The organism is Candidatus Arsenophonus lipoptenae, assembly GCF_001534665.1.
Lineage (GTDB): Bacteria > Pseudomonadota > Gammaproteobacteria > Enterobacterales > Enterobacteriaceae > Arsenophonus > Arsenophonus lipoptenae.
Window position 1 is genome coordinate 197565 of sequence record NZ_CP013920.1, and the last position, 26233, is coordinate 223797.

Here is a 26233-nt window from a genome sequence, read left to right on the forward strand (position 1 = left end):
AAACTATTTTACAATTTAATATCATTATATTTATAAAAATTAATTTATATTTCTTTTATACATTTATACATTAGTATCAGATATTAATACAGGAACTGTAATCCACATATATTATTTTAATATAAAATTTTTATAAAACGTATTAGATAGCTATAAAGTATAGTAACTATAAATATTCTTGATCTATATCATATTTTATTACATTTATCATAACATAGTAGTAATGATTAAATGTATCCTAAGATATTATTTATTCACAATAGTCAATAATAACATAGTTTCCTTTCATATTTACTAAAATTATTGAAAAATGATAAACTAATACTTTCTGTGCCGGTTAAAAATCAAATATTAAAAGTAATTCAAATTAAAATTAATAATTTGCATGTCATAAAAGTAAAATCAATAAAATTGGTTTCTTTAATTTCTAGATTTTTAGCATAAAATCAAATGATATAAATATAATACATTATTAATAATAATATACATTATCTCTTTTATATTTAAATTATTTTATGGAAAAAGAAGTATGAATGTTAATAGTTCAGTATTCAGTATTCTATGGAAAAATATGTACATATTAACATGTATATTTCTAATAGGATGCTCAGAATCATATCATTCTATAGCTCCTATTTACAGCATTCATGATCATCATTACCAACAAATAGATACTTATCCTATCAATATTAAATTAAATATAATGAATAAAATACTTTCTACTAAGCAACATATTTCTATCAGAAATAGAAAATTTAATGTGAATAATTCAATAAATCATACAATTATATCAACATCTAAAGATGTTAAATATAATTTAATAAATTATAACAGAAATTATAAAAATATTTTAAAAGGAAGTTATAAGGACAAAACTTATACTATTAAAAAAGGTGATACATTATTTTATATTGCTTGGATAACAGGCAAAAATTATCATGACTTAGCTCAATATAATAATATTAAAAAATACCAAAATCTACATATTGGACAAATAATAAATATTAATAATAATACTAATAATAAATTAGTACTTATTGATAATCTTGCAAATAAAAAAAATATAAATAATACTTATCAGTTAAATGACACAAAAATATCATCTATAAATGATAAAAATTTAAGAAAAAAATTATTAAAAATAAATAAGTCATTAGTTTCTAATAAAAAACTTAAAATAAAAAAAAATTCTACATCAAATAATAAAATATCAAATTCAATAAATAATTGGATTTGGCCGGCGAAAGGCAAAATTATTTCTCCATTCTCTAACATACAAGGTGGAAATAAAGGAATTGATATTGCTGGATTTAAAGGTCAACCTATTTTTGCAACTACATCAGGAAAAGTAGTTTATTCTGGAAATGCATTGCGTGGATATGGAAATCTCATAATAATAAAGCATAATAATGATTATCTAAGTGCGTATGCTCACATTGATACTATATTAGTCAATGAGCAACAGAAAGTTAAAGCAGGAGAAAAAATTGCCACTATGGGTAACAGTGATACAAATTTAGTAAAATTACATTTCGAAATTCGTTACCAAGGAAAATCAGTGAATCCGTTAAATTATCTGTCAAAAAAATAAAAAAATAATTTACATCTAAGTTATAGAATAACACTGATTTAATCAGTATTATCAATGCATATTAAAAAATAAATTAAAAATATAATATTTCATTCTAATTTTAATAAATTTTATTTTTAATAGTAATTAACTACTGTAATACTTTTTATTTTTAATAATTTTTTATTTTTAGCATAAAAATAAACTTATATACATTAATCTTGTATAAGATTATATTAGAGAGTTATCTTTTTACCATTTCTTTTAATCTGAATATCAATTTTAATGCTTGAAATGGTGTTAATCTATTAGGATTTATTTTTATTAATATTTCAAAAATAAATTCAAGAGAATTTTTAACTGTTTTTTCTATTAATGAATCACTAATAACTTTATCATTTGATAAAGTATACATTAATTCTAATTCTTCTAATTTTTGTTTTGCTCTTTGAATAACATTATTTGGAATACCAGCTAATGAAGCCACTGCTAGGCCATAACTTTTACTAGCAGCACCTTCTTGTATATTATGCATAAATGATATAGTTTTATTGTATTCTATCGCATTAAAATGGATATTGAAAGCCCCTTGTTGTTTATTTGCCAAATCAGTCAATTCAAAATAATGTGTAGCAAACAAAGTCATAGCTTTAATATTTTTAACTAAATTTTCTGCACAGGCCCATGCTAATGAAAGCCCGTCATATGTTGAAGTTCCTCTACCAATTTCATCCATTAATATTAAACTATTTTGTGTAGCATTATGTAAAATATTAGCTGTTTCTGTCATTTCTACCATAAAAGTAGATTGACCAGCAGCAAGATTATCAGATGCCCCAACTCTAGTAAATATTCTGTCAATTGGACCAATAATAGCTTGTTCAGCTGGCACAAAACTACCTATATAAGCAAGCAAAGTAATAAGACCTACTTGACGTATATAAGTACTTTTACCACCCATATTTGGTCCAGTAACAATCAATAACCGACGATGTATAGATAAATCTACTGAGTTAGAAATAAATGGTGTATTAATTACATGTTCGACAACAGGATGACGTCCAGCAATAATTTTTATGCCAGGTTTTTTATTTAATATTGGACAACAATATCCTAAAGTATCTGCTCGTTCTGCTAAGTTATTAAGCACATCTAATTCAGATAAAGCATCAGCACTAGTTTGTAGTTCTGATAGATATGGTAACAATAAATCAAATAACTCTTCATAAAGCCTTTTTTCAATTATTAATGCTTTACCCTTAGATATCAAAATCTTATCTTCGTATTCTTTTAATTCAGATATAATATATCTCTCTGTATTTTTTAATGTTTGACGGCGAATATAATATAATGGCACCATATGACTTTGTACACGATTAACTTGTAAATAGTAGCCATGAATAGCATTAAAACCAATTTTAAGACTATCAATACCTAATTTTTCTTTTTCTCTTAATTCAAGTTTTTCTAAATAATCACTTGCACCATTAGCTAATGTACGTAATTCATCAAGTTCACTATTATATCCAGTTTTAATTATTCCGCCATCTCTTATTAATACCGGAGGTGTATCAACTATGGCTTTCTCTAATAAATTTTGCAACTCTTTAAAAGAGTTAATACGTGATTGTAATTTTTTTAAATAAGAAAATTCTATTTTATCTAATATAAAATGAATTCCAGTAAATTGTCGAAAAGCATGACGCATCTTAGCTAAATCTCTAGGTCTAGCTGTACGGAGTGCTAACCGAGAAACTATACGTTCTAAGTCACCAATTTGACATAAAAGAGGTTTTAATTCATGATAATACTCTTTTAGTCCTATTATCGTCTGCTGACGATTCAACAAACTATTAACATTACATAATGGAATATTTAACCACCGTTTTAACATACGACTACCCATAGCAGTCATACATTGATCTAATATAGATAATAACGTATTCTCATTGCTACCAGATAAATTTTGTGTTAATTCAAGATTACGCCTTGTTGCTGTATCAAGAATAACAGTATCTTTTTGTTGAATCATTGCAATACTACGAATATGCGGTAAATTTGTACGCTGAGTATCTTTCACATATTTTAATAAACAACCAGCTGCACATAATGCTAATGAAGCATCTTCAACACCAAATCCAATAAGATTTTGTGTACCAAATTGAAGATTTAATTGTTGTTTGGCACTATTTAATTCAAATTCCCATAATGGACGCCGCCGCAATCCTCTATTATTTTCAAATAATTGAATATCAATAAAATTTTCAGGATAAAGTAATTCTACTGGACTAGTACGATGTAATTCAGTTCTAACAGAACTGATATCAGATATTTCACTAATATTAAACCGACCTGAAGTAATATCTAAAGTTGCATAACCATAATGATGATCTTCTTGATAAATAGCAGCTAAAAGATTATCCTGTCTCTCTTGTAGTAATGATTCATCTGTAATTGTTCCTGGTGTTACAATTCGTACAACTTTACGTTCAACTAGTCCTCCTTTATTAGTATTCGTATCTCCTATTTGTTCACAAATAGCAATCGATTCACCTAATTTTATTAACTTAATTAAGTAATTATCTACTGTATGATAAGGTATACCAGCCATTGGTATCATCTGTCCACTAGAATGACCACGTTTAGTTAAAGAAATATCTAGTAATCTTGATGCTTTTTTAGCATCATCAAAGAATAATTCATAAAAATCACCTATTCTATAAAATAATAAAATGTCATTATATTCCTTTTTTAATCGTAAATATTGTTGTATCATAGGTGTATGTATCAATGAATTTTTAGAATTAATCATAATTTATATTTTAAATCTTTATCTTTAATTTTATAACTTTATATTATAACTTTATATCATGAATATTCATTTAATAATATCGTTTAAAATAAATAAAAGTATACTTTATTCTTATAGTATAAAGTTTTATAAATTTTTTGTACGTAAGAATTTTAATTTAATAGAATTAAAATAAATATAATTATACTAAACTTAATAAGATAAAATAATATCTAATTGTAAGTAAAAACGATAATTTTTTAAAATCTATCGATATATAAAATATAAACTTATTATCAAATTTAATTTTAAACAGAATATAATTCTTATTATATTATATAATTCTTATTATATTCTTATAGTTTTGATAAAATATTAAATTAACAATTATATAATTATATATTGTATTCAATTACAATACTATTTTAAACTATAAATAGTTAGATCATACATTTATTTTTTGATTATTTCTTTATGACATTCAATAACACGACGATCAACAAGTTCAATATAAGCCATTGGGGCATTATCCCCTACACGAAAACCAGATTTCATAATACGAGTATAACCACCTGTACGAATAGCAAAACGTGGTCCAAGTTCATTAAATAATTTTGTAACAATTTCATTATTATGCATACGGGAAAATACTAATCTACGATTAGTTATCGTATCAATTTTTGCTAAAGTAATTAACGGTTCAACTATACGACGTAATTCTTTTGCTTTTGATACAGTTGTTTTAATAATCTCATAATGGAATAAAGAAATAGCCATATTACGAAACATAGCTCGTCGATGACTGCTATTTCTATTTAATTGCCGACCACTCTGACGATGATGCATAACCTTATCCTTTTTTTAGTAAAATCTTAAAAATTTTATCTTATTTGTCATCAACACTTACCGGTGGCCAATTTTCTAGACGCATACCAAGTGATAATCCTTTTATAGCTAAAACATCCTTAATTTCAGTCAGTGACTTTTTACCTAAATTAGGAGTTTTTAGTAATTCAACTTCAGTACGCTGGACTAAATCACCAATATAATGAATAGCTTCTGCTTTTAAACAATTAGCAGATCGAACAGTCAATTCTAAATCATCTACCGTACGAAGCAAAATGGGATCAAATTCTGGCTTTTCATCCTTAACTTCAACCTTTGCAACATCACGTAAATCAACAAAAGCTTCTAGTTGTTCAACTAATATAGTGGCAGCTCTACGAATTGCTTCTTCTGGATCTATTGTGCCATTAGTCTCCATTTCAATAACTAATTTATCTAAATCAGTACGTTGCTCTACACGAGTTGCTTCTACATTATAGACAATACGTTCTATAGGACTATAGCATGCATCAACTAATAGGCGACCAATTGGTCGTTCATCATCTTCAGAATGAATACGAGCAGAAGCAGGCACATATCCACGTCCGCGTTGAACTTTAATATGCATATTAATAGAAGCACTATCATCAGTTAAATTACATATAATGTATTCTGGTCTAACAATTTCAATATCATCATTAGGACTAATATCAGCAGCAGTAACAGGGCCAATTCCAGCTTTATTTAAATGCAAGATAACTTCATCCTTACCATGCACTTTTACCGCTAATCCTTTTAAATTAAGAAGAATTTCTAATATATCTTCTTGTACTCCCTCTTTAGTACTATATTCATGTAGTACACCGTCAATTTCAACCTCAGTTACAGCACATCCTGGCATAGATGAGAGCAAAATACGACGTAGTGCATTACCAAGAGTATGTCCAAAACCACGTTCTAATGGCTCAAGCGTTACCTTGGCATAAATTAAATCAATATGCTCAATATCAACTAAACGTGGTTTTAAAAAATTTGTTACAGAATCATGCATTCTATCCTCTCTTTAGTACAAGCTTTATTTAGAGTAAAGCTCGACAATCAGGTGTTCATTAATATCAGCAGATAAATCATTACGTTCAGGAATATGTTTAAATATTCCTTCCATCTTAATGGTATCAACTTCTATCCAATTAGATTTTTCACGTTGTTCAGAAAGCTCTAAAGCAGCTTTAATACGCAATTGTTTTTTTGCTTTTTTACGAACACTAATAACATCATTCTTGGTAATCTGATAAGATGCTATGTTAACAACTTGACCATTTACCATTATAGCTTTATGATTAACTATTTGACGAGCTTCTGTACGTGTTGCACCGAAGCCCATACGATACACAACATTATCTAAACGAGACTCAAGCAAATTCAATAAATTTTTACCTGTATTACCTTTTAAACGTGTTGCTTGCTTATAATAATTACGAAATTGACGTTCTAAAATTCCATAAATACGACGAACTTTTTGTTTTTCACGTAATTGAATACCATAATCAGATAACCTAGGTTTACGTAAACCGTGTTGTCCTGGTGCTTGTTCTAATTTACATTTAGTTTCAATAGCACGTATTCCAGATTTAAGAAATAGATCAGTACCTTCACGACGACTTAATTTTAACTTAGGACCTAAATATTTAGCCATTATATTTCTCCAATATAATTATAAAAACGTAAAGTAATTAAACACGACGTTTTTTTGGTGGACGACAACCATTATGAGGAATTGGAGTTACATCAGTAATATTAGTAATGTTGAATCCAGCAGCATTTAATGCACGAATAGTTGATTCACGACCAGGACCTGGTCCTTTAACCATAACTTCTAAATTTTTAATTCCATATTCTTTAACAGATTCAGCGCAACGCTCTGCTGCAATTTGAGCAGCAAATGGAGTAGACTTGCGAGAACCACGAAAACCAGAATCACCTGCAGTTCTCCAACCCAATACATTACCTTGACGATCAGTAATCGTAACTATTGTATTATTAAAAGAAGCATGGATATGAGCTACACCATCTATAATTTGTTTTCGTATACGCTTACGTACACGAGTAGGTTCTTTTACCATTATTTCATAAACCCCGAATTTATTTTTTAATTATCTTACGTGGTCCTTTACAAGTACGAGCATTTGTTTTGGTACGTTGCCCACGTACAGGAAGACCTCGTCGGTGACGTAAACCACGATAACAACCTAGATCCATTAGACGCTTGATGCTTAAGGTAACTTCACGACGTAAATCACCTTCAACTATATATTTAGCAACTTCGTCACGTATTTTTTCTATTTGCTCTTCAGACAACTCCCTGATCTTACTATGCTCAGCAATACCACTTGCTATACAGATTGACTGAGATCTCTTTTTACCAATACCGTAAATTGATGTTAATGCTATTACAGTATGTTTGTGATCAGGAATGTTAATGCCTGCTATACGGGCCACACTATGCACTCCTATATTCAAGTATATTATAACTTTATTTTTAATGATTATTTTAAATAATATTAAATAGTTATTTTTTTTGAAAAAATTAACTTATTTAGATATAGCTAAAACATAATCTAAAATAATTTTTTATCCTTGACGTTGTTTATGTCTTGGTTCAACATCGCAAATTACACGAATACTACCGTGACGTTTAACAAATTTACAATTACGACATAATTTCTTAATTGAAGCACGAACTTTCATTAATTTACCCCCTATATAAAATTTTATAATATTTTCAGTAATTCACTTACTTTTCAAATTTACTTTTTTTAAAACCGACTCATATTGACTAGACATCATAATAGTTTGTACTTGAACTATAAAATCTATAATAACAACAACAACAATTAAAAGTGAAGTACCTCCAAAATAAAATGGAACTTTCATTGCATCACGCATAAATTCAGGAATTAAACAAATAAAAGTAATATATAATGCACCTATTAATGTAAGACGAGTCATAACTTTATCAATATATTTAGCAGTTTGTTCTCCAGGACGGATGCCAGTAATAAATGCACCTGATTTCTTTAAATTATCTGCTGTTTCTCTGGGATTAAAAACTAATGCTGTATAAAAAAAACAAAAGAAAATAATTGCAGATGCATAAAGTAATACATAAAGTGGTTGACCAGGTTGCAAATATATTGCAATAATTGTTAACCATTGCCAACCTGTTCCATCACCAAACCAAGATGCTACTGTAGCTGGAAATAATACAATACTAGAAGCAAAAATCGCAGGAATTACTCCTGACATATTTATTTTTAGAGGTAAATGTGTGCCACCTTGCGTTGCATAAATATGACGACCTTGATGACGTTTTGCGTAATTAACTAGTATACAACGCTGGCTACGCTCCATAAAAACAACAAAATAAATAACAGCAAATATTAAAATTATAATTAACAGTAATGACATTAAATGCAAATCACCTGCACGGGCTTGTTCAATAGTATGACCAATTGCCGGTGTTAATCCTGCAACTATACCTGTAAAAATAATAATAGAGATACCATTACCAATACCTCTTTCAGTAATTTGCTCACCTAACCACATCAAAATCATTGTACCTGTAACTAAACTAATAACAGCCGTAAAATAAAACGATAAACCAGAATGAATTACTAATCCCTGCATTCCATGCATATTAGGTAAACCTATAGCAATGCCAATAGATTGGAATATAGCTAATAAAATAGTACCATAACGAGTATATTGACTAATCTTACGTCTACCTGATTCACCTTCTTTTTTAATTTCTGCTAATCTAGTGTTAATTACAGTTAATAACTGAACAATAATTGAAGCTGAAATATATGGCATAATACCCAATGCAAAAATAGAAGCACGACTAAGTGCTCCACCAGAAAACATATTAAACATTTCAAGAATACTACCTTTCTGATGTTCCAGAAATTTAGTTAACACAGTTACATCAATTCCAGGTATAGGAATAAAAGAACCAATACGAAAAATAATTTGAGCTATGACAACAAAAAAAATCCTACGTTTAAGTTCTCCTATACCACTTTTAGCAATTTGAAAATTTAAACCAGGTTGCTTCGTCATTTATAACTTATTCCTCAACTTTACCACCAATTGCTTCAATTACAGTTCTTACACTTTTTGTGACACGTAATCCATGTACAGTTACTGGTCTTTTAATATCACCAAAAAGAATAATTTTTACAAATTTTGTTTTAGTGCTAATTAAATTAGCGGTTTTTAGTGTATTTAAATTTATTAGATCTCCTTTAATTTTATTAAAATCTGATAAACGTACTTCTGCAGTAACCATTCTCTTATGTGAAGTAAAACCAAATTTTGGTAGACGGCGATATAAAGGCATTTGACCACCTTCAAAACCACGATTTATACCACTAGAAGAACGAGATTTTTGCCCCTTGTGACCACGGCCACAAGTTTTACCAAAACCAGAGCCAATACCACGACCCATACGTTTTGATGCTTTTCTAGCACCTTCAGCAGGAGACAAGGTATTTAACCGCATATATTGTTACTCCTCAACTTTAACCTACTCCTCAACTTTAACCATATAGGAAACTAAATTTATCATACCTCGAATAGCTGATGTATCTTCTCGCTCCACTGTATGACCAATATGACGTAAACCTAACCCTATTAATGTGGCCTTATGCTTTGGTAAACAACCAATAGAACTGCGTACTTGTGTGATCTTAATACTATTCATAATTAAAACTATCCTAAAATTTCTTTAACTGATTTACCTCGTTTAGCTGCAATCATTTCTGGAGAATACATATTTTTTAAAGCCACCATTGTTGCACGAACAACATTAATTGGATTAGTAGAACCATACGTTTTAGCTAATACATTATGTACACCAGCGACTTCTAATACAGCACGCATTGCACCACCTGCAATAATACCAGTACCTTCATGAGCAGGTTTCATAAATACATGAGAACCTGTATGTGCCCCTTTTATAGAATGATATAAAGTACCATTATTGATGGCTACATGTTTCATATTACGCTTGGCTTTTTCCATTGCTTTTTGTATTGCATATGGAACTTCACGGGCTTTACCATAACCAAAACCTACAAAACCGTTACCATTACCGACAACAGTTAGTGCAGTAAAACTGAAAACACGACCACCTTTAACAGTTTTAGCAACTCGATTTACCATAACTAACTTTTCTTGTAGTTCACTATTTTGCTTTTCTATGTGAACCATTTTACACCCCTAATTTATTTCAGAATTGAAGTCCCGATTCACGAGCCGCATTAGCCAATGCTTGAACTCGACCATGATATTTAAAACCAGAACGATCAAAAGCAACTTTTTTAATACCTTTCTTTAATGCACGCTCAGCAATTAATTTACCAATTACTGTAGCAGCTTCTTTATTACCTGTATATTTTATTTGCTTACTAACAAACTTTTCTATAGTAGAAGCCATCACTAATATATCAGATCCTTTTGATGGAATAATCTGTGCATAAATATGACGAGGAGTACGATGTACTACCAACCGTATTACATCAAGTTTATAGAATTTATAACGAATTTTAGTAGCACGACGTAACCGAGCTAATTTTTTATCCATATCATATATTACCTTTTAATTTTTTATTTTTTCTTAGATTCTTTATTACGTACTACTTCATCTTCGTAACGAATACCCTTACCTTTATAAGGTTCCGGAACACGATAAGAACGTAATTCTGCAGCAACTTGTCCAATAACTTGTTTATCTAAACCCTCTAATATAATTTCAGTTTGTGAAGGACATTTCGCAATAATGCCTTTTGGTAATTTGTAATTTATAATATGAGAAAAACCTAAAGATAAATTAATAACATCATCTTTAATAGTTGCACGATAACCAACACCAATTAACAAAAGTTTTTTAATAAAACCTTTAGTTACACCAATAACCATTGAATTTAATAAAGAACGTGCTGTTCCTGCTTGTGCTCTTGAATTATAAAATTCTTTACGAGGTATAAAAATCAGTTGATTATTAAAATACTTTATTTTAACAGCCTTACTAACTGTACGATTAAGAGTACCATTTTTACCTTTAATAATTATTTCCTGACCATTAAGTGTAACTTCTACATCATCAGGAATACTAACAGGTATTTTTGCTATACGAGACATTCTTTTCTCCAAATTTTAAGCGACATAGCAAATAACCTCACCACCTAAACCTATTTGTCTAGCCAAACGATCAGTCATAACACCTTTAGAAGTAGAAATGATAGCAATTCCTAAACCATCCATTACCATAGGTAACACATTACTTTTCTTATAAACACGCAAACTTGGACGACTTATACGCTCTATTATTTCTATTACAGCTTTCCCTCGAAAATACTTTAAAGTAATTTTTAATATTGGCTTAACATTATCTTCAACTTCATAATTATTTATATATCCTGTATCTTTTAATACTGCAGCAATGGCTACTCTCAATTTAGAAGATGGTATAGTAACTAAAGACTTATTAGCCACTTGGCCATTACGAATACGTGTTAACATATCTGCTATAGGATCTTGCATGCTCATTTTAATTTCCTTATTTAATTACTAACAATTACCAACTAGCCTTTTTAAGTCCTGGAATTTCACCACGCATAGCTGATTCACGTACTTTAATACGACTTAAACCAAATTTTCGCAAAAATCCATGTGAACGTCCAGTTTGTCGACAACGGTTACGCAGACGAGATGGACTGGAATCACGTGGTAATGTTTGTAACTTAAGAATAGCATTCCAACGATCTTCACTAAGTGAATTTACATTAGAAATAATGTCCTTTAATTCTTTTCTCTTTGCAAAAAATTTTTTAGACAATTGTTCACGTTTTATATTACGTACTTTTATTGATTGTTTAGCCATGCCTAAATCCTATATCACTTACAAAATGGAAAATTAAACGCCATTAATAATGCAAAACCTTCATTATCTGATATCGCGGTAGTAGTAATAGTAATATTTAACCCACGTATACTATCTACTTTATCATAATCTATTTCAGGAAAAATTATTTGTTCTCGTATACCAATATTGTAATTACCATAACCATCAAATGATTTAATTGGTAATCCACGAAAATCACGAATACGTGGTATAGCAATAAAAATTAAACGCTCGAAAAACTCCCACATACGCTCACCACGTAGAGTCACTTTACATCCGATCGGATATCCCTGGCGTATTTTAAAACCAGCAATAGATTTACGCACTTTTGTAATAATTGGTTTCTGACCAGTTATTGCTGCTAAATCAGCAATTGCATTATCAAGCTGTTTTTTATCAAAAGTTGCTTTACCAACACCTATATTTAAAGTTATTTTTTTGATCTTAGGAACTTGCATGATAGATTTATAGTTAAACTTAATCATTAGTTTTTGAATTACATTTTTTTTATAGTAATCATGCAATTTTGACATCTTTTTACTCCAAAAATCACTTAATAATTTCATTATTAGATTTAAAGAATCTAAATTTCTTTCCATCTTTAATTTTAAAACCTACTCGATCAGATTTACCAGTTTTTACATTAAAAATAGCGACATTAGAAATATCAATAGTTGCTTCTTTTTTAATTATACCACCTAATTGTTTGATAGACGGAATAGGCTTTTGGTGTTTCTTAATTAAATTAATCCCTTCAACAAGCACTTTACTGGAAGAAAAGACCTGAATAACTTTTCCACGCTTACCTTTATCTTTTCCAACTAATACCATCACTTCATCACCACGACGTATTTTAGATGCCATTATAATGGACTCCTTTTATTTAAAGGACTTCTGGTGCTAAAGATATAATCTTCATAAATTTTTCAGTTCTAAGTTCACGAGTTACAGGGCCAAAAATACGTGTGCCAATAACCTGCTCAGTAGTATTATTTAATAATACACAAGCATTACTATCAAAACGAATTACAGAACCATCATGACGTCTAATATCTTTTTTAGTACGAACCACTACTGCTTTAAGAACATCACCTTTTTTTACTTTACCTCTTGGAATAGCTTCTTTAATAGTAATTTTAATAATATCACCAACTTCTGCATAACGACGACGAGAACCACCTAAAACTTTTATACACATTACACGACGTGCACCAGAGTTATCAGCTACGTTTAACATACTTTGTTCTTGGATCATTTTTACTCCGATAAATATGAAATACAATCAAAGACCAAATTTTAAATTAAATTTAAAACTTAATATAAGAATTTTTTATTTTAAAATTATATAATAATGCAAAGTTTTATAAACTTCATTAATAAATATTAATACTATTAATAAAATTTATATAATATAACAAAATTTATATAATATAAATGAATAAAAATAATATAAATGAATAAAAAAACAAACGGCACTCTTAATTAAGAGCCGCTTTATAGCTTATAATAAAACAACTATTTAGTTATTTTAGAAAAACTTATGAAATTATTTTAGAAAAACTTATGAAATAGCCTTTTCCATAACACGAACAAGTATCCATGATTTTGTTTTAGCTATTGGTGCACATTCGCGAATTTCTACAATATCACCGATACCACATTCATTTTTTTCATCATGTACATGTAATTTTGTTCTACGACGGATGAACTTACCATATAAAGGATGTTTTACCATACGGTTAATAACCACAACGACAGACTTATCCATCTTATCGCTAGTTACAACACCTTGTAAAGTATTAATTTTATCTTTCATTCATCATACCTTTACTTTTTTCAGTCAATAAAGTTTTTACACGTGCGATATCACGACGTACTTGTTTTAACAAATGAGTTTGTTTTAATTGTTTACTTTTAGACTGAATATTTAAATTAAATTGTTCACGTAGCAGATTAAATAATTCAGTATTTAACTCTTCTATACTTTTTTTGCTAAGATTTTTTATCTTCATTCACTATATTACCGTTTTATTTACAAAAATAGTTTTTAATGGCAATTTATCTGACGCTAACTTGAATGCTTCACGAGCTAGATCTTCTACAACACCACTTATTTCATAAAGCACTTTACCAGGTTGAATTAAGGCTACCCAATACTCTACATTGCCTTTACCTTTACCCATACGTACTTCAAGTGGTTTCTTAGTGATAGGTTTATCTGGAAAAACCCTTATCCAAATTTTACCTTGACGTTTAACTGCACGTGTCATGGCACGTCTTGCTGCCTCAATTTGACGAGAAGTCAACCGTCCACGATCTATTGATTTTAAACCAAATGTTCCAAAATTAATATTCATTCCAATAGCCAAACCACGATTACGTCCTTTTTGCATTTTACGAAATTTAGTACGCTTTGGCTGTAACATTAGCGGTTCTCCTTATGTCCCTTACGTTGCTGTTTTTTATATTGAATTATTGAATTATCTAATAATTTATCAACAGCAATTATACCACCAAGTATTTCACCTTTAAAAATCCATACCTTAACACCAATCACACCATAGGTAGTATGAGCTGCTGAAATATTATAATCAATATCAGCTCTTAAAGTATGCAATGGCACTCTACCTTCACGATACCACTCAGTACGTGCAATTTCAGCACCACCTAAACGACCGCTAACTTCTACTTTTATACCTTTTGCTCCTAAACGCATAGCATTTTGTACGGCTCGTTTCATAGCTCTACGAAACATAACACGTCGTTCAAGTTGTGCGGCGATACCATCAGCAACTAATTGAGCATCAAGTTCAGGTTTACGAATCTCAACTATATTAATTTGTGCAGGAACACCAGAAATATCTGTTACCATTTTACGCAATTGCTCAACATCTTCACCTTTTTTACCAATAACTATACCAGGACGGGCGGTATGAATAGTTACACGAATGCTTTTTGCAGGACGCTCAATAACTATACGTGCTATAGATGCTTTTCCTAATTTTCTATTTAAATACTGACGAACTTTAAAATCACTATATAAATTATCAGCGAATTCTTGCGTATTCGCATACCAAGTAGAATTCCAATTTTTTATAATACCTAGGCGAATACCATTAGGATGTACTTTTTGACCCATTACCAATCTCCAAAATATCAGATATCTGATACAATCACAGTAATATGACTGGTGCGCTTGCAAATACGATCAGCACGACCTTTAGCACGAGGCATAATGCGTTTCATAGTTGGTCCTTCATTAACATAAATTTTTTTTACTATTAATTCATCCATATCAATACCATTATTATGTTCAGCATTAGCTACAGCAGATTCAAGTACTTTCTTAACTAAAAAAGCAGCTTTTTTGTTAGAAAAACTTAAAATTTTTAAAGCTTGTGACACTTTCTTACCACGAATCAAATTAATTACTAAACGAATCTTTTGAGCAGAAGAACGAGCACGTTTATGTATAGCTATAGTTTCCATCTATCTTCCTCTATCCAACCTTAACGTTTCTTAATTTTTTTATCTGCAGTATGACCACGATAAGTTCTAGTTGGAGCAAATTCACCTAACTTATGACCAACCATTTCATCCGTAATATAAATTGGAATATGATGTCGACCATTATGGATAGCAATAGTTAGACCAATCATATTAGGAAATATAGTTGAGCGACGTGACCAAGTCTTTAAAGGCTTTTTATCTCCAGTTTCTACCGCTCTTTCTACTTTTTTTAATAAATGCAGGTCAATAAATGGACCTTTTTTAAGAGAACGTGGCATGTGATTAGATCCTGTTTATTTATTTTTTAGAACGATGATGTATGATATATTTATCAGTACGCTTATTTCTACGAGTCTTTTTACCCTTGGTTTGAATACCCCAAGGTGTTACTGGGTGTTTACCAAAATTACGACCTTCACCACCACCATGTGGGTGGTCTACTGGATTCATTGCCGTACCCCGAACTGTTGGACGGATTCCTCTCCATCGACTAGCACCAGCTTTACCTAAAACACGTAACATATGTTCAGAATTACCAACTTCACCTAATGTTGCTCGACAATTAGAAAAAATTTTACGCATTTCCCCAGAACGTAATCTGATGGTTACATAACTACTATCACGCGCAACAACTTGTACATAACTACCAGCTGAACGAGCTAACTGACCTCCTTTACCCGGTTTAAGTTCAACATTATGAACTATCGAGCCTACAGGAATATTACGCATAGGTAAGGCATTACCTATTTTAATTGGAGCACCTAAACCGGATTGAATTTGATCTCCTAATTGTAAATTTTTAGGTGCTAAAATATACCTTCTTTCTCCATCCTTATATAGAACTAATGCAATATTAGCAGATCTATTAGGATCATATTCCAGACGTTCAACAATAGCAAAAATACTATCTTTATTACGCTTAAAATCTATCATACGATAATGTTGTTTATGTCCACCACCGATATGACGAGTAGTAATACGGCCATTATTGTTACGTCCTCCAGTTTTATGACTTTTTTCTATTAATAAACTATATGCTTGTCCCTTATGTAATTCATGGTTTACCACCTTGACTACATGTCTTCTGCCAGGAGAAGTTGCTTTACATTTAACAACTACCATTGTTTTTGATTCCTCAGACCGACTCTGAATTACCGATGAAGTCTAAACTATATCCTTCTTTTAAAGTTATGTAAGCTTTTTTCCAATCACCACGACGGCCAATTCTATTGGCATGGCGTTTCTTTTTGCCTTTTACTATTAAAGTATTAATAAATTTAATTTTAACTTCGAATAAAAAATTTATAGCATTTTTAATCTCCAGCTTAGTTGCATTTTTAGCAACTTTAAGCACTATAGTATTATTTTTTTTCATAATAATAGAAGCTTTTTCAGATACATAAGGAGAATATAATATTTTCAATAGACGTTTATTATACATCATGTTAAAGTATCCTCAATTTTTTTTATAGCATCGATAGTAAAAATCACTTTATCATAAGTAATCAAATTTATTGGATTCACATTTACTATACTACTCACTTTAACTTGATATAAATTACGAGATGCCAAACTTAAAATTTTATCAACTTCTTGAGTAATAATTAATACGCTATCTAAAAACATTTCTTTTATTTTTTTTAATAATAGTTGAGTTTTTGGTTCTTCTAAAACAAAATATTTAACAATAATTAAACGATCCTGACGAACTAATTCAGATAAAATACTTTTTAAAGCACCGCGATACATTTTTTTATTTACTTTTTGACTATGATTCTGATTTTTAGCTGCAAAAGTAATTCCTCCTGATCGCCAAATTGGACTCTTAAATGAACCAGCACGAGCTCTACCCGTGCCTTTTTGACGCCATGGTTTTTTATTAGATCCTGTAACTTCAGCCCTACTTTTTTGAGCACGAGTACCTTGACGATTACCAGCTGAATATGCAACAACTACTTGATGGACGAGATCTTTCTTAAAAACACTACCAAAAATATCTTCCGAAACAGTCAATTTCATTTGAGTATCTTGAATTATTAATTCCATTTTTCTTTAACCTCCTTGTTGTCTGTATGATGCTTTAATAGCAGGTTTTATAATTAAAGTACTACCAGGCATTCCAGGAACAGCACCTTTAACTAATAATAAATCACGCTTAATATCAACTTTTACGACATCCAAACTCTGAATAGTTACACGTTCATTACCTAATTGACCAGCCATCTTTTTACCCTTAAACACCTTACCTGGAGTTTGATTTTGACCGATAGAACCGGGCACACGATGTGATAACGAATTACCATGAGTAGCATCCTGACTACTAAAATTCCATCGTTTAATTGTACCAGCAAACCCTTTACCCTTTGAAATGCCAGTAATATCTACTTTCTTAGTATTAGCAAAAAGATCAACATTAATAATTTGGCCTACAATAAATTTCTCATTCCTACTAAAACGAAATTCTCGCAAAATATAACCAACTTCAACACCAGCTTTAGAAAAATGACCAGCTTCTGGTTTTTTTATACGATTTATTTTTTTATTACCAGTAGTCACTTGAATTGCATTATAACCATCTATATTTAAACTTTTTACCTGAGTTACTCGATTATTTTTAATTTCAATAACAGTTATAGGAATTGCAATACCTTCATCCGTAAAAAGACTAGTCATTCCTATTTTTTTTCCTAATAATCCAATCATTATTGCAACCTCATTAATTAAAAATATTTAATTAACCAAGACTAATCTGTACATCAACACCAGATGATAAATCAAGGCGCATAAGTGCATCAACAGTTTTTTCAGTTGGCTCTACGATATCAACTAAACGTTTATGAGTACGAATTTCGTATTGATCACGAGCATCTTTATTAACATGTGGTGAAATTAAAACAGTAAATCGTTCTTTACGTGTAGGTAACGGAATCGGACCACGTACTTGGGCGCCAGTGCGCTTAGCAGTTTCAACGATTTCCGCTGTTGATTGATCAATTAAACGATGATCAAAAGCTTTGAGACGGATACGTATTCTTTGGTTCTGCATGCGAACATAGCTCTCCAATTTGTAAATTCATAATATACACATCCCTTTTAATAGGGAGACTATAATCCTAATAATTTTAAAAAATTAGATCAAAAAGTATTGTTTTATACAAATAAAATTATAATTAATTTAAAATACTATTTATAATTTTATTATTTATCAAACAACAATAAATCTTTTTACGATCTACTATATAATATGTTATTTTAAAAATAAGAACAAGACTTGTAAACAATTTAAATAATTTTTTTAATAAAATAAAAATGTTAAATAAGCATAAACCATTTTTTAAATATTTTTTTCTGTATAAATTTTTGTATTTATTTTCTTTAGTTATATTATTAATATTTCAATTATATCTGTTAATTATACGTAGGATAAGTATATAACAAAAAATAAAAAATTTCATAAATTTAATTCAAAAATTATACTAAAATAAAATAATCCAAAATTTTACATCTATTATATTATATAATAACTTTTATAAAGTATAAGTATTTAGAAAATAATAATAAAAGATATTATATTAGTTATTCAATATTATATATTCAATAATATATCCATTGATATAAAAACCATTGGGTTATTTATTTTACATAAATATTTAATGATACTAATTTTATTTAATTTGTTTAATAATCTATTTTACATTAATAAAATTATCACTATAATTTAAAATATTAATAAAAAAATGTTGTATACATAATAAACATAATAGAAATAAGATACTAGTAAAAAAAATAATATTTTAATTTATTAAATCATAAATTTTACAATATAATTTACGTAAAATATATTAATACATAGTTATTAATTCATTATAATTAATAAACAATATGTTTTTTATATTATGAAATATGTAATTATGTAATAATTTATAATACTAACATTAGTAAAATACAATAATGTCAAATAATTACAATTATCAACGCACAAGATTTATAAAAAGCATATCTCATCTTAAATATTTACCGACTTATGGTATAGAAATTGCTTTTATTGGTAGTTCTAATACTGGTAAATCTAGTATATTAAATACAATTACACAACAAAAAAATCTAGCAAAAACTAGTAAAACAGCTGGTAGAACACGATTTATAAATATATTTGAAATAAAAGATGGAATCAGATTAGTGGATTTACCTGGTTATGGTTATGCAAAAGTGCCAAAATTTATTCAGCATAAATGGCAAAATATAGTTAATGAATATTTACAAACAAGAACATGTTTAAAAGGTTTAATAATCTCAATGGATATTCGTCATCCATTAAAAGATATGGATATAAAAATAATAAAATGGGCTATAACAATGCATATACCAATACTTATATTACTGACTAAAGCTGACAAGCTAACATATAACAAACAAAAAAATCAAGCTATAGTAGTAAGCAATAAATTAAAACTTATAGATAATGTAACTAATGATGTACAAGTAGTAAATTTCTCTTCATTAAAAAGAATAGGTGTAGATAAACTACAATTTAAATTAGATGAATGGTTTAAAATACATAATATATAATAAATATTATTAAAATAATTAGTAAACAAATATTTGCATTTTGTTATCAAATATGAATTTATTTATAAAATATAAATACCTTACTTTATTTGATAAATTGAAATTCATTCTTTATTAAATTTTATCTTTTTAAAATATTTTAATTATTTAATGCGCTTCATCCCAATTATCACCAACACCTATATCAACTTTCAAATTAACAGCTAATTGTACGCTTTGTTCCATCAGTTGACGAATTTTTTGTTGTGATTGAATTAATGCTGATTTTTTTACTTCAAATACCAGTTCATCGTGTACTTGAATCAACATATAAAGATTTGGAGTTACAGTTTCAATCCATTTATCTAATGAAATCATAGCACGTTTTATAATATCAGCTGCGGTACCCTGCATAGATGCGTTAATTGCCTCACGTTCAGATGCTTTACGTTTTATTGTGTTATTAGAGTTAATATCAGGTAAATATAATCTACGGCCTTCTAGTGTTTCAACATATCCTTTTTTGGCAGCTTTCTTGCGAATAAATTCCATATAACTTAGAATACCTGGATATCTTTTAAAATAACAATCTATATAAAACTTGGCCTTATTAAGGCTAATTTTTAATTGACGAGATAACCCAAAAGAACTCATACCATATATCAAACCAAAATTAATTGCTTTTGCAGTACGACGTTGTTCATTAGTTACATCTTTTAAAAATATATTAAAAATATCTGCTGCTGTAACACTATGAATATCTTGTCCTTCAGCAAAGGCATTAAGTAATCTTTGATCTTTAGAAAAATGTGCTAGAATACGTAATTCAATTTGTGAATAATCCGCAGATAAAATTTTATAACCTTCACGAGCTATGAAGGCTTGACGAATCCTTCTGCCTTCTTTAGTACGAATAGGAATATTTTGTAAATTAGGATTACGAGAAGACAATCTACCTGTAGAAGTTACTGTTTGATGATAAGATGTATGTATTCTTTTTGTTTTTAAATTAATCATCATAGGAAGCTTGTCTATGTAAGTTGATTTTAATTTTGATAATCTACGATATTGTAAAATAATATTTGGTAGTTCATGACTATTAGATAAATATTCTAAAACTATCTCATTTGTAGAAGGTAAACCACACGAAGTTTTTTCTATAACTGGTAATTGTAATTTTTTAAATAAGATAAATTGCAATTCTTTAGGTGAAAATAAATTAAATTTTTGTTCAGCAACAATATAAGCTAATTTTTCAATCTTTATTAAACGATTACTTATTTCTTGAGATTGTTTCGCAAGCTTATTTTTATCTATAAGCACCCCAATTTGTTCCATCTTTGCTAATACTGGAACTAGCGGTATTTCTATCTGTTGAAAAATATTTTTTAATTTAGGTTTTGCTTCAATCTGAGGCCATAAGATATTATGTATTAATAGTGTAATTTTTACATCTTCTTTTATATAAGAGTTAGTTTTTTTAGAAGTGCTGTTACTAAATAATAATGACGGTTTTTCATAATTTTTATTAATGATTTTTTTTAAAGTTACATTTTCACTATTAAAATATAGTTTAGCTAAACTAGCTATATCATGACCACCAAAACCAGCAATACTATTTAATATATATGATTCTAATCTTATATCAAAGGCCATATTTTTTAATATAATATCATAATTCTTCATTACACTATAATTAAATTTTGTGTTTTTACCAATTTTTTGAATCTTATCATCAACTAAAACTGGTTTTATGATATCTAATACTTCATTTAATTTTAATTGTTTAGCAAAATTAAGACAATCATACTTTAATGGAATATAAGCTGCTTGCCATTCTTCAATAGCAAAATATAGTCCAATAAGATTAGTCGATAATGTATCATTACTATCAGTTTCTATTTCAAAAACAAAACTTTTTGCGGATTGAAGTTTCTTCATCCATTCTATTAAATGATTTTTTTCTAATATTATTTGATAATTTTCTATTAAAAATGATCTAATAGAGTTTTTAATTGAAATTAAATTTATACTACTAGTAAGATAAGTACTATTCATATTATTAGATATACTAATGAAAGATTTATTTATTTTTTTTGTTAACCATATACCATTTTTTAAATCATTTAACCAACTCTTAAATTCATAAAAACTAAAAATCTTGTATAATTTTTTAGTATCAGTTTCCTTAATAATTAATTCATCATAATTTGTATCTAAATTAACATTAGTATTAATTGTAGCTAATTTATATGATAAAAAAGCAATATCTTTATATTCGATTATCTTTTTTAATAATATTTTAGAACCACGTAATTTTAATGATGAAATTGCTGATAAATTATTGTAAATAGTTTCAAGATTACCAATACCTTTTAATAAAGCTAAAGCAGTTTTTTTTCCCACACCAGGTATTCCTGGTATACTATCAGTACGATCTCCCATTAATGCAAATAAATCAATTATTAGCTTTGGTTGAATTCCATATTTATCAATAACATCAGTTGGCCCAATAATTGCATTCGACATAGTATTGATTAGCTTTATATTATTAGTTACTAATTGAGCCATATCTTTATCTACAGTACTAATTAATACAGGAATACCTATCTTGCCTGCTTGTATCGCCAATGTACCTATTACATCATCAGCTTCTACACCAGATATAACTAATAAAGGTAATCCCATAGCAATAATTATTTCGTATAATGGCATTATTTGTTTACATAAATTATCAGGCATGCTAAGTCTATTAGCTTTATATTTTGCAAATAACTTATCACGAAAAGTTTTCCCTTTATCATCAAATAATACAGCAATATTACTAGGTTGATATTGAATAATTAAACTACGTAATATATTAATAACACCATAAATAGCACCTGTAGGTTTACCTAAACTATTAGTTAATAATGGAAAAGCATGATAAGCACGATAAAGGTAATATGATCCATCAACTAAAATAAATAGATCTTTTTTAATTATAGACATAATCTATCCATCATAAAGAAAAGATATTAATTAATAATTATATTAATTTTTATTTTTAAAATCTTAATTAAGACAAAAAACTATTAAAATAATTCTATATTAACATTTTTATTATTTATCACTAAAAATATTTTAAAATAGTACTTATATGTGCTTAAATAGAACATGCAATAAGTGCACTAATAATCCATAAAACATTATATCTTTAATAAAATAGAATGTTTTATTTATTAATTAAAAATTTCACAATATCAGAATAAGCATTAGCATAATAAATTATGTCATTACCTATTATATACTTATTATGAATCATATATTTACCATTAACAAAAATTGCTGGAACACCTACTAATTGAAAATCTTTCACTGCTTTTTGTTGCTTTATAACTAATGATCTAACAATAAAACTATTTAATGCTGCATCATATTCTTCACTTTTAATGCCCATATTAATAAATACTGCTTTAATATCAGCGCTAGTATTTATTGATTCTTTATTTTGTATTCCTTCAAATAAAATTAATGCAATTTTATCTTCAATATTTAACACCATAGCTAACGTCCATGCTTTTGTTAAATCACTACCTAATGGACCTAAAAAATCTATATGATAACGCTCTAACTTAATTTTAATATCCTTAAAGAATTTTCCTGATATCATTTTAGATACATGGTAAATGGATTCAAAATTATAACAATGAGGACAATAAAAAGAAAAAAATTCTACTACACGAGGCGCATCTTGCACTGCGTTTTTTATTTGACTAAATTCAATACCTTCAGTATAACCTATTGCAGAAAGATTATAAAATACAAATAACCATATTAAATTTAAACAAAATTTGTTCATAGCAAATAATTCTTTGAAAATTAGATTTACAAATTTATTAAATTATAAAAATAGATAAATATTATTATATTTTTTGATATAGTAATATTTAAAATTCTGTTAATGTAATAAAGAAATATTACCTATTCGTAAAAATAAACTATACAACTGATTTAATAATGTCAAACGATTAATCCTCAATATTTGTTTAGAGTCCATAATCATAACATTATCAAAAAAATCATCTATAACCCCGCGTAATGAGGCTAATTCAATTAGGGCACTTTTGTATTTTTTATTAGCAAAAAAAGATTCTAATTTAGTTTGTAAAATCATTACACGAGATGCTAAATTAACTTCTTCAGGTAGTATTAACATACTAGTTATAATATTTTTATTTAATTTTTCATTTGCTTGATTCAAAATATTAGCTATACGTTTATTAGAGATTATAAGTGCCTCAGATACTTCTAAAGTTCTAAAAAAAGTAATAGCTTTTACACGAGCATCAAAATCTAAAGGTTTAGTAGGTTTCATAGCTAAAACAGATTGAATCGTATCTATACGATATCCTTTTTCTTTATAAAAAGATAAAAATCGTTTAAACATAAATTCTATTACATCATTAATAACATTTTTATTACTTAATTTATTTCCATAAAAATAAACAGTTTGTTGTGTTAAAGATAATAAATCTAAATCATAACCTTTTTCGATAATAATACGTAATAAACCAAATGCAATCCTACGCAATGCAAATGGATCTTTATTACCTTTTGGATGTTGTCCAATACCAATAATGCCTACTAGTGTATCAATTTTATCAGCTAATGCTAATGTAACTGCAATTAAATTAGATGGTAATTTGTCACCAGAAAACCGAGGTTGATAGTGTTCTTTAATTGCTACTGCTACATCATTAAATTCACCATCTAAAAGAGCGTAATGCATACCAATAATTCCCTGTATAGAAGGAAATTCAAATACCATATTTGTAACTAAATCGCATTTTGATAATAGAGCGGCACGTACAGAATGATTAACATATGCACCAACTTTAGAACTAATCCACTGAGTCAAAACTTTTAAACGATCAGTTTTATCACGCAATGTACCTAATTTTTCTTGAAATACAATGGTTTCCAATTCAGGTAAATAATCTTCTAAACATTTTTTGCGATCATATTTATAAAAAAATTCAGCATCTACTAAACGTGGACGCATTACTTTTTCATTACCTATAATAATCTCTTTAGGATTAACAGATTCAATATTAGCAACAAATATAAAATCAGACATTAAATTACCAAAATGATCATAAATTGGAAAATATTTTTGATCATATTTCATAGTGTGGATTATAACTTCTTTTGGTATTGATAAAAATTTATTTTCAAATTTTCCATGTAATACAACTGGCCACTCAACTAATGAAGTTACTTCTTCCAATAAACTATCAGTAAATAAAGCAATACCACCTAATTTTTGTGCTATCTTATTTATTTCATGTTTAATTAATTTTTTACGATCTTCATAATCAGCAATAACTTTACCACGTTCATATAATATTGCTGGATATTGTTCAGCTGAAGTAACGATAATTTTAGATTCACCAATAAATCTATGTCCATAAATTACACGACTACTTTGTACTCCAAATAATTCACCATCTATTAAATTATCACCAAATAACATAATTAAAGTATGAACAGGTCGAATAAAAGGTGCATCCTTATTACCCCATCTCATTAATTTTGAAATATGTAATTGTCTTAAAGAATTAATTACTATATCTAAAAGAAGTATTCTTGTATCATTACCTTTTACAACAGAAAAATAAAATAAATATTCTCCTTTATCTGTGATTAAACGTTTTGCCTGATTTAAATTAATTCCACAATTATGTGCCCATCTTTTCGCAGCTTGGGTAGGATTACCTTTAGAATCAAAAGCTTGATTAATTGCTGGACCACGGTTTTTTACTTGACGATCATTTTGATATTTAGCTAAATTTATTACTTTTAATGCTAAACGACGTGGAGATGCATACCATAATACTTCATTATACTGAATATTAATTAAATTTAATTGATTTCTAAAATTTTTTGCAAAGGATTCTGCTAATGAACGAAGAGATTTAGGTGGTAATTCTTCTGTACCTATTTCCACTAAAAAATTTTGTTCCATAATAATAACCTTTTAATT

Annotated in this window: 34 protein-coding genes; 2 read left to right on the plus strand and 32 right to left on the minus strand. The window is 28.3% G+C overall.

What is annotated here, in order from left to right; genetic code table 11:
• Nucleotides 1–529 precede the first annotated feature (529 nt).
• Entirely contained in the window at nt 530–1591 is a 1062-nt protein-coding gene (nlpD, locus tag AUT07_RS00820; protein ID WP_066282916.1) for a murein hydrolase activator NlpD, read from the plus strand.
• A 223-nt stretch (nt 1592–1814) separates the two neighbouring features.
• On the opposite strand, the gene mutS is transcribed toward nlpD, so the two are convergent.
• The 29 genes from mutS to rpsJ form a co-directional block, all read right to left on the minus strand.
• Nucleotides 1815–4382, minus strand: coding sequence for a DNA mismatch repair protein MutS (gene mutS / locus AUT07_RS00825; RefSeq protein WP_066282919.1), 2568 nt, complete (start codon nt 4380–4382; stop codon nt 1815–1817).
• 432 nt (nt 4383–4814) lie between these two features.
• A complete protein-coding gene (gene rplQ, locus AUT07_RS00830; protein ID WP_066282922.1) occupies nt 4815–5207 on the minus strand; it encodes a 50S ribosomal protein L17 in 393 nt (130 codons plus the stop codon).
• A 40-nt stretch (nt 5208–5247) separates the two neighbouring features.
• The gene (locus AUT07_RS00835; RefSeq protein ID WP_066282924.1) at nt 5248–6237 is read right to left on the minus strand and encodes a DNA-directed RNA polymerase subunit alpha; all 990 of its coding nucleotides are present in this window, start codon (nt 6235–6237) and stop codon (nt 5248–5250) included.
• A 24-nt stretch (nt 6238–6261) separates the two neighbouring features.
• On the minus strand, nt 6262–6882 hold the full coding sequence (gene rpsD / locus AUT07_RS00840; RefSeq protein WP_066282926.1) for a 30S ribosomal protein S4: 621 nt from the start codon (nt 6880–6882) through the stop codon (nt 6262–6264).
• A 37-nt stretch (nt 6883–6919) separates the two neighbouring features.
• Nucleotides 6920–7309 carry a 30S ribosomal protein S11 gene (rpsK, locus tag AUT07_RS00845; protein ID WP_066282929.1) on the minus strand — a complete coding sequence of 130 codons (390 nt, stop codon included), beginning with the start codon at nt 7307–7309 and terminating at the stop codon, nt 6920–6922.
• A 19-nt stretch (nt 7310–7328) separates the two neighbouring features.
• Nucleotides 7329–7685 carry a 30S ribosomal protein S13 gene (gene rpsM / locus AUT07_RS00850; RefSeq protein WP_066282934.1) on the minus strand — a complete coding sequence of 119 codons (357 nt, stop codon included), beginning with the start codon at nt 7683–7685 and terminating at the stop codon, nt 7329–7331.
• A gap of 132 nt (nt 7686–7817) precedes the next feature.
• Nucleotides 7818–7934, minus strand: coding sequence for a 50S ribosomal protein L36 (gene rpmJ / locus AUT07_RS00855; RefSeq protein ID WP_066282937.1), 117 nt, complete (start codon nt 7932–7934; stop codon nt 7818–7820).
• Nucleotides 7935–7976: 42 nt separating this feature from the next.
• Nucleotides 7977–9305 carry a preprotein translocase subunit SecY gene (gene secY, locus AUT07_RS00860; RefSeq protein WP_066282941.1) on the minus strand — a complete coding sequence of 443 codons (1329 nt, stop codon included), beginning with the start codon at nt 9303–9305 and terminating at the stop codon, nt 7977–7979.
• A 7-nt stretch (nt 9306–9312) separates the two neighbouring features.
• Nucleotides 9313–9747 (minus strand): 50S ribosomal protein L15, encoded by a 435-nt coding sequence (gene rplO, locus AUT07_RS00865; protein ID WP_066282943.1) that lies wholly within the window; start codon nt 9745–9747, stop codon nt 9313–9315.
• Between the two features lie 24 nt (nt 9748–9771).
• The gene (gene rpmD / locus AUT07_RS00870) at nt 9772–9948 is read right to left on the minus strand and encodes a 50S ribosomal protein L30 (RefSeq protein ID WP_066282944.1); all 177 of its coding nucleotides are present in this window, start codon (nt 9946–9948) and stop codon (nt 9772–9774) included.
• Nucleotides 9949–9956: 8 nt separating this feature from the next.
• On the minus strand, nt 9957–10457 hold the full coding sequence (gene rpsE, locus AUT07_RS00875; RefSeq protein ID WP_066282947.1) for a 30S ribosomal protein S5: 501 nt from the start codon (nt 10455–10457) through the stop codon (nt 9957–9959).
• 19 nt (nt 10458–10476) lie between these two features.
• Nucleotides 10477–10830 carry a 50S ribosomal protein L18 gene (gene rplR / locus AUT07_RS00880; protein WP_066282950.1) on the minus strand — a complete coding sequence of 118 codons (354 nt, stop codon included), beginning with the start codon at nt 10828–10830 and terminating at the stop codon, nt 10477–10479.
• Between the two features lie 23 nt (nt 10831–10853).
• Nucleotides 10854–11387: a 50S ribosomal protein L6 gene (rplF, locus tag AUT07_RS00885; RefSeq protein WP_066282952.1), complete on the minus strand. Its 534-nt coding sequence runs from the start codon at nt 11385–11387 to the stop codon at nt 10854–10856.
• Nucleotides 11388–11402: 15 nt separating this feature from the next.
• A complete protein-coding gene (gene rpsH / locus AUT07_RS00890) occupies nt 11403–11795 on the minus strand; it encodes a 30S ribosomal protein S8 (RefSeq protein ID WP_066282956.1) in 393 nt (130 codons plus the stop codon).
• A gap of 28 nt (nt 11796–11823) precedes the next feature.
• Nucleotides 11824–12129: a 30S ribosomal protein S14 gene (gene rpsN / locus AUT07_RS00895; protein ID WP_066282959.1), complete on the minus strand. Its 306-nt coding sequence runs from the start codon at nt 12127–12129 to the stop codon at nt 11824–11826.
• A 14-nt stretch (nt 12130–12143) separates the two neighbouring features.
• Nucleotides 12144–12683 carry a 50S ribosomal protein L5 gene (rplE, locus tag AUT07_RS00900; RefSeq protein ID WP_066284140.1) on the minus strand — a complete coding sequence of 180 codons (540 nt, stop codon included), beginning with the start codon at nt 12681–12683 and terminating at the stop codon, nt 12144–12146.
• A gap of 16 nt (nt 12684–12699) precedes the next feature.
• The gene (gene rplX, locus AUT07_RS00905) at nt 12700–13014 is read right to left on the minus strand and encodes a 50S ribosomal protein L24 (RefSeq protein ID WP_066282961.1); all 315 of its coding nucleotides are present in this window, start codon (nt 13012–13014) and stop codon (nt 12700–12702) included.
• A gap of 19 nt (nt 13015–13033) precedes the next feature.
• Nucleotides 13034–13405 carry a 50S ribosomal protein L14 gene (gene rplN, locus AUT07_RS00910; protein WP_066282964.1) on the minus strand — a complete coding sequence of 124 codons (372 nt, stop codon included), beginning with the start codon at nt 13403–13405 and terminating at the stop codon, nt 13034–13036.
• 306 nt (nt 13406–13711) lie between these two features.
• The gene (gene rpsQ, locus AUT07_RS00915) at nt 13712–13966 is read right to left on the minus strand and encodes a 30S ribosomal protein S17 (RefSeq protein ID WP_066282967.1); all 255 of its coding nucleotides are present in this window, start codon (nt 13964–13966) and stop codon (nt 13712–13714) included.
• The gene (gene rpmC / locus AUT07_RS00920; protein ID WP_066282969.1) at nt 13956–14162 is read right to left on the minus strand and encodes a 50S ribosomal protein L29; all 207 of its coding nucleotides are present in this window, start codon (nt 14160–14162) and stop codon (nt 13956–13958) included. Before rpmC ends, rpsQ begins: the two co-directional genes overlap by 11 nt.
• A gap of 3 nt (nt 14163–14165) precedes the next feature.
• Nucleotides 14166–14576 (minus strand): 50S ribosomal protein L16, encoded by a 411-nt coding sequence (rplP, locus tag AUT07_RS00925; RefSeq protein WP_066282972.1) that lies wholly within the window; start codon nt 14574–14576, stop codon nt 14166–14168.
• Nucleotides 14576–15289 carry a 30S ribosomal protein S3 gene (gene rpsC, locus AUT07_RS00930; protein ID WP_066282975.1) on the minus strand — a complete coding sequence of 238 codons (714 nt, stop codon included), beginning with the start codon at nt 15287–15289 and terminating at the stop codon, nt 14576–14578. The genes rplP and rpsC overlap by 1 nt, the downstream gene beginning before the upstream one ends.
• Before the next feature lie 17 nt (nt 15290–15306).
• A complete protein-coding gene (gene rplV / locus AUT07_RS00935; protein ID WP_066282977.1) occupies nt 15307–15639 on the minus strand; it encodes a 50S ribosomal protein L22 in 333 nt (110 codons plus the stop codon).
• A gap of 20 nt (nt 15640–15659) precedes the next feature.
• The gene (gene rpsS / locus AUT07_RS00940) at nt 15660–15938 is read right to left on the minus strand and encodes a 30S ribosomal protein S19 (protein WP_066282980.1); all 279 of its coding nucleotides are present in this window, start codon (nt 15936–15938) and stop codon (nt 15660–15662) included.
• Between the two features lie 19 nt (nt 15939–15957).
• Nucleotides 15958–16782 (minus strand): 50S ribosomal protein L2, encoded by an 825-nt coding sequence (gene rplB / locus AUT07_RS00945; RefSeq protein WP_066282982.1) that lies wholly within the window; start codon nt 16780–16782, stop codon nt 15958–15960.
• A 13-nt stretch (nt 16783–16795) separates the two neighbouring features.
• Nucleotides 16796–17104, minus strand: coding sequence for a 50S ribosomal protein L23 (rplW, locus tag AUT07_RS00950; RefSeq protein WP_066282984.1), 309 nt, complete (start codon nt 17102–17104; stop codon nt 16796–16798).
• Nucleotides 17101–17706 (minus strand): 50S ribosomal protein L4, encoded by a 606-nt coding sequence (gene rplD / locus AUT07_RS00955; protein WP_066282986.1) that lies wholly within the window; start codon nt 17704–17706, stop codon nt 17101–17103. The genes rplW and rplD overlap by 4 nt, the downstream gene beginning before the upstream one ends.
• Nucleotides 17707–17712: 6 nt before the next feature.
• Nucleotides 17713–18363 (minus strand): 50S ribosomal protein L3, encoded by a 651-nt coding sequence (rplC, locus tag AUT07_RS00960; protein WP_066282989.1) that lies wholly within the window; start codon nt 18361–18363, stop codon nt 17713–17715.
• A gap of 31 nt (nt 18364–18394) precedes the next feature.
• Nucleotides 18395–18706, minus strand: coding sequence for a 30S ribosomal protein S10 (gene rpsJ / locus AUT07_RS00965; RefSeq protein ID WP_066282993.1), 312 nt, complete (start codon nt 18704–18706; stop codon nt 18395–18397).
• Nucleotides 18707–19611: 905 nt separating this feature from the next.
• On the opposite strand from rpsJ, the gene yihA reads away from it, so the two are divergent.
• Entirely contained in the window at nt 19612–20229 is a 618-nt protein-coding gene (gene yihA / locus AUT07_RS00970) for a ribosome biogenesis GTP-binding protein YihA/YsxC (protein WP_066282998.1), read from the plus strand.
• 147 nt (nt 20230–20376) lie between these two features.
• On the opposite strand, the gene polA is transcribed toward yihA, so the two are convergent.
• From polA to glyS, 3 genes are all read right to left on the minus strand, one after another.
• The gene (gene polA, locus AUT07_RS00975) at nt 20377–23199 is read right to left on the minus strand and encodes a DNA polymerase I (protein ID WP_066283001.1); all 2823 of its coding nucleotides are present in this window, start codon (nt 23197–23199) and stop codon (nt 20377–20379) included.
• Between the two features lie 223 nt (nt 23200–23422).
• The gene (locus AUT07_RS00980; RefSeq protein ID WP_066283008.1) at nt 23423–24049 is read right to left on the minus strand and encodes a DsbA family protein; all 627 of its coding nucleotides are present in this window, start codon (nt 24047–24049) and stop codon (nt 23423–23425) included.
• 99 nt (nt 24050–24148) lie between these two features.
• The gene (gene glyS / locus AUT07_RS00985; protein WP_066283010.1) at nt 24149–26218 is read right to left on the minus strand and encodes a glycine--tRNA ligase subunit beta; all 2070 of its coding nucleotides are present in this window, start codon (nt 26216–26218) and stop codon (nt 24149–24151) included.
• Nucleotides 26219–26233 lie beyond the last annotated feature (15 nt).

What these genes read in the sequence shown, in the direction of transcription:
- rpsS (WP_066282980.1), bottom strand. Translation starts at nt 15,938, where the DNA reads ATGCCACGTTCTCTTAAAAAAGGTCCATTTATTGACCTGCATTTATTA.
- rplX (WP_066282961.1), bottom strand. Translation starts at nt 13,014, where the DNA reads ATGGCATCTAAAATACGTCGTGGTGATGAAGTGATGGTATTAGTTGGA.
- rplN (WP_066282964.1), bottom strand. Translation starts at nt 13,405, where the DNA reads ATGATCCAAGAACAAAGTATGTTAAACGTAGCTGATAACTCTGGTGCA.
- rpsD (WP_066282926.1), bottom strand. Translation starts at nt 6,882, where the DNA reads ATGGCTAAATATTTAGGTCCTAAGTTAAAATTAAGTCGTCGTGAAGGT.
- nlpD (WP_066282916.1), top strand. Translation starts at nt 530, where the DNA reads ATGAATGTTAATAGTTCAGTATTCAGTATTCTATGGAAAAATATGTAC.
- rpsH (WP_066282956.1), bottom strand. Translation starts at nt 11,795, where the DNA reads ATGAGCATGCAAGATCCTATAGCAGATATGTTAACACGTATTCGTAAT.
- rplO (WP_066282943.1), bottom strand. Translation starts at nt 9,747, where the DNA reads ATGCGGTTAAATACCTTGTCTCCTGCTGAAGGTGCTAGAAAAGCATCA.
- rpmJ (WP_066282937.1), bottom strand. Translation starts at nt 7,934, where the DNA reads ATGAAAGTTCGTGCTTCAATTAAGAAATTATGTCGTAATTGTAAATTT.
- AUT07_RS00835 (WP_066282924.1), bottom strand. Translation starts at nt 6,237, where the DNA reads ATGCATGATTCTGTAACAAATTTTTTAAAACCACGTTTAGTTGATATT.
- rpsC (WP_066282975.1), bottom strand. Translation starts at nt 15,289, where the DNA reads ATGGGTCAAAAAGTACATCCTAATGGTATTCGCCTAGGTATTATAAAA.
- rplQ (WP_066282922.1), bottom strand. Translation starts at nt 5,207, where the DNA reads ATGCATCATCGTCAGAGTGGTCGGCAATTAAATAGAAATAGCAGTCAT.
- rplC (WP_066282989.1), bottom strand. Translation starts at nt 18,363, where the DNA reads ATGATTGGATTATTAGGAAAAAAAATAGGAATGACTAGTCTTTTTACG.
- rplP (WP_066282972.1), bottom strand. Translation starts at nt 14,576, where the DNA reads ATGTTACAGCCAAAGCGTACTAAATTTCGTAAAATGCAAAAAGGACGT.
- rplV (WP_066282977.1), bottom strand. Translation starts at nt 15,639, where the DNA reads ATGGAAACTATAGCTATACATAAACGTGCTCGTTCTTCTGCTCAAAAG.
- secY (WP_066282941.1), bottom strand. Translation starts at nt 9,305, where the DNA reads ATGACGAAGCAACCTGGTTTAAATTTTCAAATTGCTAAAAGTGGTATA.
- rplF (WP_066282952.1), bottom strand. Translation starts at nt 11,387, where the DNA reads ATGTCTCGTATAGCAAAAATACCTGTTAGTATTCCTGATGATGTAGAA.
- yihA (WP_066282998.1), top strand. Translation starts at nt 19,612, where the DNA reads ATGTCAAATAATTACAATTATCAACGCACAAGATTTATAAAAAGCATA.
- rpsJ (WP_066282993.1), bottom strand. Translation starts at nt 18,706, where the DNA reads ATGCAGAACCAAAGAATACGTATCCGTCTCAAAGCTTTTGATCATCGT.
- rplW (WP_066282984.1), bottom strand. Translation starts at nt 17,104, where the DNA reads ATGATGTATAATAAACGTCTATTGAAAATATTATATTCTCCTTATGTA.
- rpsN (WP_066282959.1), bottom strand. Translation starts at nt 12,129, where the DNA reads ATGGCTAAACAATCAATAAAAGTACGTAATATAAAACGTGAACAATTG.
- polA (WP_066283001.1), bottom strand. Translation starts at nt 23,199, where the DNA reads ATGTCTATAATTAAAAAAGATCTATTTATTTTAGTTGATGGATCATAT.
- mutS (WP_066282919.1), bottom strand. Translation starts at nt 4,382, where the DNA reads ATGATTAATTCTAAAAATTCATTGATACATACACCTATGATACAACAA.
- rpmD (WP_066282944.1), bottom strand. Translation starts at nt 9,948, where the DNA reads ATGAATAGTATTAAGATCACACAAGTACGCAGTTCTATTGGTTGTTTA.
- rpmC (WP_066282969.1), bottom strand. Translation starts at nt 14,162, where the DNA reads ATGAAGATAAAAAATCTTAGCAAAAAAAGTATAGAAGAGTTAAATACT.
- rplB (WP_066282982.1), bottom strand. Translation starts at nt 16,782, where the DNA reads ATGGTAGTTGTTAAATGTAAAGCAACTTCTCCTGGCAGAAGACATGTA.
- rpsE (WP_066282947.1), bottom strand. Translation starts at nt 10,457, where the DNA reads ATGGTTCACATAGAAAAGCAAAATAGTGAACTACAAGAAAAGTTAGTT.
- rplR (WP_066282950.1), bottom strand. Translation starts at nt 10,830, where the DNA reads ATGGATAAAAAATTAGCTCGGTTACGTCGTGCTACTAAAATTCGTTAT.
- rpsQ (WP_066282967.1), bottom strand. Translation starts at nt 13,966, where the DNA reads ATGAAAGATAAAATTAATACTTTACAAGGTGTTGTAACTAGCGATAAG.
- AUT07_RS00980 (WP_066283008.1), bottom strand. Translation starts at nt 24,049, where the DNA reads ATGAACAAATTTTGTTTAAATTTAATATGGTTATTTGTATTTTATAAT.
- rplD (WP_066282986.1), bottom strand. Translation starts at nt 17,706, where the DNA reads ATGGAATTAATAATTCAAGATACTCAAATGAAATTGACTGTTTCGGAA.
- rplE (WP_066284140.1), bottom strand. Translation starts at nt 12,683, where the DNA reads ATGTCAAAATTGCATGATTACTATAAAAAAAATGTAATTCAAAAACTA.
- rpsK (WP_066282929.1), bottom strand. Translation starts at nt 7,309, where the DNA reads ATGGTAAAAGAACCTACTCGTGTACGTAAGCGTATACGAAAACAAATT.